Here is a 367-nt window from a genome sequence, read left to right as displayed (position 1 = left end):
TTTAGCAGCCGAACGTAGAAAGAAACCAAGGCACGCAAAAAAGTTTGCTAATAAAACGCTTTATCAGCATGTTGTACATAAATTGCAAGAAGGTTGGTCACCAGACGCTATTGCAGGACGGCTTAAAAAAAACCACCCAAATGAGGCAAAATAATGGGACAGGCACAAACTTCCTAAGTCAATGTGGGGTATGGTGGCGCCATAAAAAGCATCACGACCACAGGGTATAACCTTGCTGGGGAAACAGACCAAGTAAAAGTGAGAGGGCTGTCACAGGAGCAAGTCAAGGCTGAATTAGAAGCGTCGCAAGCAATTGAGGATGCTGGAAAAGAGGCTGCGGCAGGTAATCCTAAAAACAGAAACATTG

General features: G+C 44.7%; 1 protein-coding gene. It reads left to right on the top strand.

Translation table 11 applies throughout. The annotated features are described in order from the left end of the window. Nucleotides 1–183: 183 nt before the first annotated feature. A partial coding sequence (locus J8L98_RS24675) for a hypothetical protein (RefSeq protein ID WP_210998696.1) occupies nucleotides 184–367 on the top strand: 184 nt, incomplete at its 3' end.

The sequence above is a fragment of the Pseudoalteromonas sp. MMG013 genome, from assembly GCF_018100885.1.
GTDB classification, from domain to species: domain Bacteria; phylum Pseudomonadota; class Gammaproteobacteria; order Enterobacterales; family Alteromonadaceae; genus Pseudoalteromonas; species Pseudoalteromonas aurantia.
The sequence above is the reverse complement of the archived record's forward strand: the minus strand, read 5'-3'. Positions and strand labels throughout refer to the sequence as shown.